The organism is Collinsella aerofaciens ATCC 25986, assembly GCF_964239575.1.
Taxonomy (GTDB): Bacteria; Actinomycetota; Coriobacteriia; order Coriobacteriales; family Coriobacteriaceae; genus Collinsella; species Collinsella aerofaciens_BQ.
Map to the genome: position 1 here is coordinate 1 of NZ_CAXSQQ010000038.1, position 6,502 is coordinate 6,502.

The following is a 6,502-nucleotide window of genomic DNA, read 5'->3' on the forward strand; positions in this document are numbered from 1 at the left end:
GCCCGCGCCTGCCGAGCTACGCTTGCTCGGGGGCCACGGGCCTCGGCCTCATTCTATCTCCTGGCACTCGACCACGTTCTCGACCCAATCGAGCGAGAAGGCGCAATCGACGGCCTCGGCCATCGACTCCGCCTCGACCTCCACGGGCACCCAGCCCCCGTCCTCGACCAGCGCGGTCACGACCCATCTGGACATGCTCACCGCCCGGTCGGGAGGCGGTGCGGGGCGTAGCGGCGCAGCACGTCGAGGTAGTCGATTTCGTCCGTGTCGTCCTCGAACGCGGTTATGGACGCGACGGTGCGCATGAACCAATCCGCCCTCGACAGGAGGGAGAGCGCGAGGCACTGGGACTCGACCTCGTCGCCATCCGCCGCCATCCACGTCCCACGGGCGGCGCGGACGCACCCGTAGCGGGAGACGTTCCTGTCCGTGCAGTCGTACAGCTCCTCGACGTCGTACCCGGCGGACTCCGCCCTGCCCTCGTCGAACTCGATGGTGAAGCTCCACGGCACCGGCCTAATCCCCATATCCCGTCATCCTCCTGCTTCCCATGCGTGCCACCACGGCCCCGTCCTCGCGCGTCAGGACGAGCGCCCTGCTCTGCCCCGCGCACTCGCACCTCCAGCGCACCGCTTCGGCCTGCTCCAAGGCCTTCTCGTCGGACGGCGCTGACAGGCTCAGGCGCTCGGCGCGCTCCAAGAGGGCGGCGTCCCTGAAAATCTCAAGCGTGTAATTCAATTCGATTCGCCCGGTGATGGGAGTAGGGCACGGACCGCTATGGCATGACGTTTCCAGAACGGCGCGGCCTTAATTTCGGCAAGGGCCTCGCGCGCCGAGGCGAGTTTCGCCCCAAGCTCTGAGTTGAGCGCACGTTCGTCCGCGAGCATCGCGGCGCGATCGTCAAGCTCTCCCTCAAGGCCGGAGAGCATGGAGCGGTAGCGCTCAAGCTCCTCGGCGTGGCGCTCAGCATCGGCACGGCGCATCGCCTCACTGTCGGCAAGCGCGACCTTGTAGTGGTCGAGGAGTTCGAGCAGAACGTCCTTGCTCCCAAGGTCAGTCGGCTTGGCAAACCTCGGTGCGAGCACGTCGGCAATTGCCGAGGCGGCGTACTCGTCGAAGTAATCCGTCTGGCCGCGCCTGACCACGTGCCCGTCGAGGTCGAGGCCCTGCATCGCCTTGGTAACGGTCTGCTTGGTGCAGCCTATCTGCTCGGCGAGCTGCCGCTTCGTGACCTCAGTCATGCCGATAACCTCCTATCGGTAAATCTATCGGTCTATTATACCGCTTTTACCTGCTGTTTTATCGGTTATTATCGGTCTCTTCGAACTCAAGCCACTCGCGCGGGACGCTCGTATGCAGCATTCCATCGACCTCCCAGATGCCCGGGTAATCGCTTTTGAACGTCACACCCTTCAACCACTTGATTACAGTTGGGCGCGACACCCCGAGAGCGCGGGCAATTTCGCTGTGATTCATGTCCTGATGCTCGGAAGCGAAGGCTCGTATCTCGTCGCACTTCGGCTTCCTACCGTTGCCATCACGCCAATTCGTTCCATTGGCATCATCATTAATCTGCTGAATAGCCCTCGCGCCCATTAGGTGGACTTTCTGCTTCCTGCCGTTCCGTTTGTTCGCCGGAATCTCGATTTGCGTCCTGCGCTCGATTCGGTCTCGATGCAGCTTATGGATGATGCCGTCCCCGTAGGACGAGATGGCCGCCAGCGCGTCCTCCTCGGTGAAATGGTTGTCCTCGCGCACCGTGAGCGATTCCATGTGAGGCACGAGCGCCAGCGCGTCACGCTCAAGCTCGTCGTAGGGCACACCGCACTTGTCGGCATACGCCGCGAGTGCGTTGAGGCACCAGTACCGGTGATGGTCGGTCGCCTTCGCCTCGATTTGACCGAGCCACCAGTCGTACAGGTCCCGCTTGCACACCCATCTCCCAGCGGGAGCGCCCTCGATGACGCGGCGTTTGTACCATTCGGGCCATTTCTCCTTTGCCTGCTCGATGGGGGTCTTTCCTCCCGTGCTCTTGAGTTCGAGCAGCATCTCCCTGTCCTTGCCGCGATTCTTCGACCCAGCGTACTTGAGTAGGTACTCAATGCTGCACCTGTAGGGCTCGCCGTCCGCGCCGTTGTGAACGAACGCCACAGCCTCGTACACCTCGGTTGGTTTGCGCTTCGAATCTGCCTTTCTGCCGTTCAGCTTCGTCGGCGTGCCGACCATCCGGAACGATTGGTAGATGCCCTGAAACTGCTTCTCTTCAAGAGTCGATGTCGTGTCGCGCCACACGTAATCCGTCAGCTTCTCCTTCACGCCCTGAAGGAACGGGATTACGTGCGGGACGAGCGGAATCGGCTTGTCGAGCACGTAGTAGAAATGCAATCCGGTTCCCGAGTTGACGATGAACGTCGGCTGGGGCAGGGACGTCCACAACGGCAGCGATTGATCATGGCCGTTGCGTATCTGCTTGAGAATGTTCCCGAGCTGCTCCGTGCCGACGCCGTCCAAGTCGATGGTGAAAGCGTGCAGGAACCTCGCATTGGCGGCGCTCCTGTTCTTGCCGAAGTATGAGACGGGGGCGCAGAACACTGTCTCGTTCTTGGCATTCGAATCGCCCACCCTCTCCATGATTGCGTCCAAATCATCGGTGAGGGTGTACCGTTCGACATCGGCAACCATCCTCACCTTGCCGCTCTTGGTCTTTACTTGATGCTTCCTGTTCGTGATTTGCAGGATGATGCCGTTGGGCCTGCCGCCTCCCGGCTCGTCCCAGTTCGCCATGACCCCCTTCTCTTCAAGGAATCCCTCCGGGAACAGCGTCCGATAGAAGTCGTAGGGGCATATGTAATCCCAATCGGGATACGAGTTCAGCAGCATTTCGTTCTTGGCTATGTACTCGTGTCTGGCATTCGCCCACCAAGCGGGGCCATGCTTGCCAGCCTTCCTCTTGTCTGCCATCGAACCTCCAATCCTCTGGAAACCCCAATCCCGCATGCGCGGCAAAACATGACACCTCACCCGCAACCCCGGGGCCTCATGGCGCGGCCCCGGACCCCCGCTCAGCCCTAACGGGCTGCGAACGAACGGAAGGAAAGGAAACCATCACCCGAGAACAGAGACGGCACACGCATTCCGCATACGCGGCAAGAGGTCACCATACCCCGCACCAACCAGACAGCACCGCCAACCCACCCGAAAGGGAGACACAACCGGAAGGGATACCATGGCAGCCCCCGAGGGTGCAGGCTACGCCTATACGGGGCGTATATTATCAATACATTTATTTTACACCTATACGCAATAAAAAAACCGCCAATCAGACGGCGTTGGAAAGCCCCGGGAAGGGGGTGCCCCGCCCGCCCACGGAGGCCGCATGGCCGAAGTGATCGGGCGGGCTTCTGTTTTGATTCACCAGAACGCCACTACCTGAAAATCTCGTCGTGTGTGCCCGTTCTCTGCAAGAACGCAACGCCATCGTTCTCGCGCCACACGATGAGCCAGTCCCCGGCATTGGCGACGTGGCACTCGCTGCTTCCCTTCCAAACCCCCTTGAGGCTGTGCATCCGGTGCCGACGGCGAAGCTCCTCAAGGGATTCCGGTGTGTTCTCGATGATGAGGTCGATTACCCCCGTCAGCTCGCTCTCGTCGAGCCTGCGTTTCCTGATTCTCTTGAGGTCCCGTGAGAACGACGGCGTGAAGGCCGCCTTGAGCCTCATGTCTACGCCCCGGCTGCGGCCAGCAGGGACGCCGCGTCGTCGTAAAGCTCGTAGTCGCCCGATGCGATTGCCGCATCGGTCTCCGCTATCGCGCGGCGGCTGTCCTCGTTCGGCTCGTAGGAGCACAGGTTCAGGGGAATCGCGTGCTCGCGAATCATCTGGCTGTAGAAGGCCCTCGTGACCGAGCCGAGGTCGAGGCCGTAGTACTCGGCCACCTCGGATGCACCCGCCTTCATGTTGTCGTCGAGTCTGAGCGTGAGCGTGCCCATTTCTTCCTCCCGTCGTCCTTATTGCCGACATCGTACATCATTTGAAGTATAACGACTTCAAATGACTTCAATTAAATACCCATAATGACTCGCGTTATTCCCGCAGGCTGGCGTCGTCACCGATTCTGCTGCTGGCTCCGCCCCTGCGCCGGGCGGGATTGCTCGACCACGCGCCTCTGCTCCTGTCCCTGCGCGGGCGCTACGCCGCTCCCATGGCCCCCGCCCTTCTTCTTCGGGACGCCGGACGCCAGACCGAGCCTCAGGTCGTCGGCCTTGTAGCGATAGCCGAGGTACGCCCGCTTCACCTCTTGGTCGTCCCTGACATCCTTGGGCGGCCTCGGCAGCTTGAGCTTCGGGAACTCTCCGAGCGGCGTGCCCTTAGCTTCCCTCGCGTCCCTGCGGTACTCGGCGAACGCCGAAGCCATGGAGGCGAGGTACGACTGCTTGATGCCCTCGATTCTCGCGGCCTCGGCTCTCGCTGCGGCCCGCTCGGCGAGCGCCTGACGGCCCTTCCTCTCGATGTCGGCCTCGACGTTGCGGATGAATCGGTTCTCAAGGCCGTCACCGGCAAGCTCGGGGCACATGTCCGACAGCGGCCTCGGCTCGAACGACGGGTCGTCGCCGTCGCCGATGAGCAAATCTCCCCCGCGCTCGGCGACGGTCACGTGCCAGCCCTCAAGCATCTCGCGGTACTCGTAGATGTTCTCGGCCTTGTCGGCTGCGAGGCGGCACAGCTCGCGCAGGTTCTCCAAATCGCAGCCCCGCATCGCCGCAGCCTCGGCATTCCTCGCCTTTATCTCCTCGTTCTCGCGCCCGATGCGCGTGACGGGGGAGTACTCCGCGTCGTCGCGCTCGGCGCGCCGCGCCGCCTCGCGCTCCATCGCGTGGGCGCGGTACCCGAGGTGCCTCGTCGGCTCCTCCTCCAAGCCCCTCTCCGCGTTGCTCAGGTGGCTCACGCGCTCGCTGAGGCCGTTCCTCTCGAGGGCGGCGTTGACGCAGTCGGCCCACAGCTTCCGACGCTCGACCAAAGCAGATTTCGCGGCCTTTCTGGCGTCGGCCCATTCGCGGGTCACGACCATCGAGACGGGGTTCCTGCTCTTCCGGTCGCCCTTGCCGAGTCCGGCGGCCTTAGCCTCGGACATCGTGCGCTGCACGCCGTCGTTGAAATTGAACACCTTCTCGTATCCCTCGGGCCTCGCCCACCCCTTCCAGTCGGCGGCGTCCACCCACGTGTCCCCTCCGTCGGGCTTGCGGCAGAGGTAGCACTTGACGCTCCGCCTCTCGGTCGGCCTCTCGAATCCGCGCTCGCCCAAGGCGAGATCGGATTCGAGTTCGTGGGCATGTATGTTCCCGTCGCCGTCGTCGTGGATGGCCCACTCGACCGCGTGCCCGGTCGCCTTCACGACCCTCTCGGCGTAATCCCTCATCAGCATCTCGAACTCGCCGTCTTTTTCGGCGAGTTCCCTAGGCAGGGCCATGTTCTCCCTGTGCGCGTAGCACTCGTTGCCTCGATGCGCCGCCTCGGCGGCGTTCCACAGGGCCTCCGGGTCGCGGTACTCGTCGGGTGCGGCCTCGGGCAGCTCGACGCCGTGGGCGACGACCCTCTCGGCCCGGCGGTAGGAGCACTCGACGGCGGTCAGCTCTCGGAACATGGTCGCGCCGCTGATGTACGCCGACGCCTTGACGGCGCTCGACCCCGCCGCCGGGGAGACGCCGTTGCGGTCGAAGTGGTATATCGCCATGCGGGTCACCCCCGAATCCGAAAGGACGCGCCGCCGCGTCCAGCGAACCGCCCCATGCGGTTCGACGCCCTCCGCAGGAGCGCACGTGGAAACCTCGCTTGCAGGCCTTGGCCGAAACCGTGGTTTTAGGTGCGCCCTTCACCCCCAGTATAGCGCAAGGCGCTATACTGGGGGTGTGCGGGGTGCCGCCGCCCCGCCCCTGATGGGTGCCGCCGCCCATCAGGGAATCAACGAAGTCAGGTTGTCTTTTGGAAACGGGGTTCAAGCATGTCCCTCACGCCTGAGCAGAAGAACGCGAGGCTCACCGAGCGGATAAACAGGAACCGCGAGGAAATCAAGCGGCTCGAACGGCAGAAGGCGCAGACGAAGAGGGCCGAGCGCAACCACCGGCTCATCGTGTCTGCGGCGACCATCGAGGCCGTGGCAAGCGAGCGCGGTTACGGTCAGTTCGAGATTGGCGAGAGCGTTGCGCGGAAGATGGCGGAAGCGTATTTCGACTCACTCGAAGGAGGGAACCAGGCGGCGTCATCGCCCACGGAGGGCCTTGTCCCGCAGTGATCGGTGACGCCGCCCGGCATGATGAGGCCCGGGCCCTCGCGGCGCTCCGATTGCGCCGTTGGTGTCCGGGCCTCCCTTACCCGCAGGGGCGGGTCGCCGCGCCTGTCCGTGCGCCCATTGCACGGGGACTACGGCCAGCCCGCGCCTGCCGAGCTACGCTTGCTCGGGGGCCACGGGCCTCGGCCTCATTCTATCTCCTGGCACTCGACCACGT

Annotated in this window: 9 protein-coding genes; 1 reads left to right on the forward strand and 8 read right to left on the reverse strand. The window is 63.5% G+C overall.

Going from position 1 to position 6,502, the window contains the following annotated elements; genetic code table 11:
- Positions 1 to 48: 48 nt before the first annotated feature.
- The 8 genes from ACESUZ_RS09750 to ACESUZ_RS09785 all read right to left on the reverse strand — a co-directional run bounded on the left by ACESUZ_RS09750 (position 49) and on the right by ACESUZ_RS09785 (position 5,730).
- Positions 49 to 195, reverse strand: coding sequence for a hypothetical protein (locus tag ACESUZ_RS09750; RefSeq protein ID WP_373199850.1), 147 nt, complete (start codon positions 193 to 195; stop codon positions 49 to 51).
- Positions 196 to 197: 2 nt separating this feature from the next.
- The gene (locus tag ACESUZ_RS09755) at positions 198 to 527 is read right to left on the reverse strand and encodes a hypothetical protein (protein ID WP_373199852.1); all 330 of its coding nucleotides are present in this window, start codon (positions 525 to 527) and stop codon (positions 198 to 200) included.
- Positions 517 to 738 carry a hypothetical protein gene (locus tag ACESUZ_RS09760; protein WP_373199854.1) on the reverse strand — a complete coding sequence of 74 codons (222 nt, stop codon included), beginning with the start codon at positions 736 to 738 and terminating at the stop codon, positions 517 to 519. Before ACESUZ_RS09760 ends, ACESUZ_RS09755 begins: the two co-directional genes overlap by 11 nt.
- Positions 735 to 1,241, reverse strand: a complete 507-nt coding sequence (locus tag ACESUZ_RS09765; RefSeq protein WP_373199856.1) for a hypothetical protein — start codon at positions 1,239 to 1,241, stop codon at positions 735 to 737. Before ACESUZ_RS09765 ends, ACESUZ_RS09760 begins: the two co-directional genes overlap by 4 nt.
- A 58-nt stretch (positions 1,242 to 1,299) precedes the next feature.
- Complete coding sequence (locus tag ACESUZ_RS09770) at positions 1,300 to 2,961, reverse strand: hypothetical protein (protein WP_373199858.1); 1,662 nt, start codon at positions 2,959 to 2,961, stop codon at positions 1,300 to 1,302.
- A 464-nt stretch (positions 2,962 to 3,425) separates the two neighbouring features.
- Entirely contained in the window at positions 3,426 to 3,719 is a 294-nt protein-coding gene (locus ACESUZ_RS09775) for a type II toxin-antitoxin system YafQ family toxin (RefSeq protein WP_373199860.1), read from the reverse strand.
- 2 nt (positions 3,720 to 3,721) lie between these two features.
- A complete protein-coding gene (locus ACESUZ_RS09780) occupies positions 3,722 to 3,988 on the reverse strand; it encodes a type II toxin-antitoxin system RelB/DinJ family antitoxin (RefSeq protein ID WP_373199862.1) in 267 nt (88 codons plus the stop codon).
- A 116-nt stretch (positions 3,989 to 4,104) separates the two neighbouring features.
- On the reverse strand, positions 4,105 to 5,730 hold the full coding sequence (locus tag ACESUZ_RS09785) for a MobA/MobL family protein (protein ID WP_373199864.1): 1,626 nt from the start codon (positions 5,728 to 5,730) through the stop codon (positions 4,105 to 4,107).
- A 267-nt stretch (positions 5,731 to 5,997) separates the two neighbouring features.
- Between ACESUZ_RS09785 and ACESUZ_RS09790 the strand changes: the two genes are divergently transcribed.
- On the forward strand, positions 5,998 to 6,288 hold the full coding sequence (locus ACESUZ_RS09790) for a hypothetical protein (protein ID WP_373199865.1): 291 nt from the start codon (positions 5,998 to 6,000) through the stop codon (positions 6,286 to 6,288).
- Positions 6,289 to 6,502 lie beyond the last annotated feature (214 nt).

Coding starts and splice junctions, on each gene's coding strand:
- ACESUZ_RS09755 (WP_373199852.1), bottom strand. CDS start 527: ATGGGGATTAGGCCGGTGCCGTGGAGCTTCACCATCGAGTTCGACGAG.
- ACESUZ_RS09780 (WP_373199862.1), bottom strand. CDS start 3,988: ATGGGCACGCTCACGCTCAGACTCGACGACAACATGAAGGCGGGTGCA.
- ACESUZ_RS09775 (WP_373199860.1), bottom strand. CDS start 3,719: ATGAGGCTCAAGGCGGCCTTCACGCCGTCGTTCTCACGGGACCTCAAG.
- ACESUZ_RS09750 (WP_373199850.1), bottom strand. CDS start 195: ATGTCCAGATGGGTCGTGACCGCGCTGGTCGAGGACGGGGGCTGGGTG.
- ACESUZ_RS09790 (WP_373199865.1), top strand. CDS start 5,998: ATGTCCCTCACGCCTGAGCAGAAGAACGCGAGGCTCACCGAGCGGATA.
- ACESUZ_RS09785 (WP_373199864.1), bottom strand. CDS start 5,730: ATGGCGATATACCACTTCGACCGCAACGGCGTCTCCCCGGCGGCGGGG.
- ACESUZ_RS09770 (WP_373199858.1), bottom strand. CDS start 2,961: ATGGCAGACAAGAGGAAGGCTGGCAAGCATGGCCCCGCTTGGTGGGCG.
- ACESUZ_RS09765 (WP_373199856.1), bottom strand. CDS start 1,241: ATGACTGAGGTCACGAAGCGGCAGCTCGCCGAGCAGATAGGCTGCACC.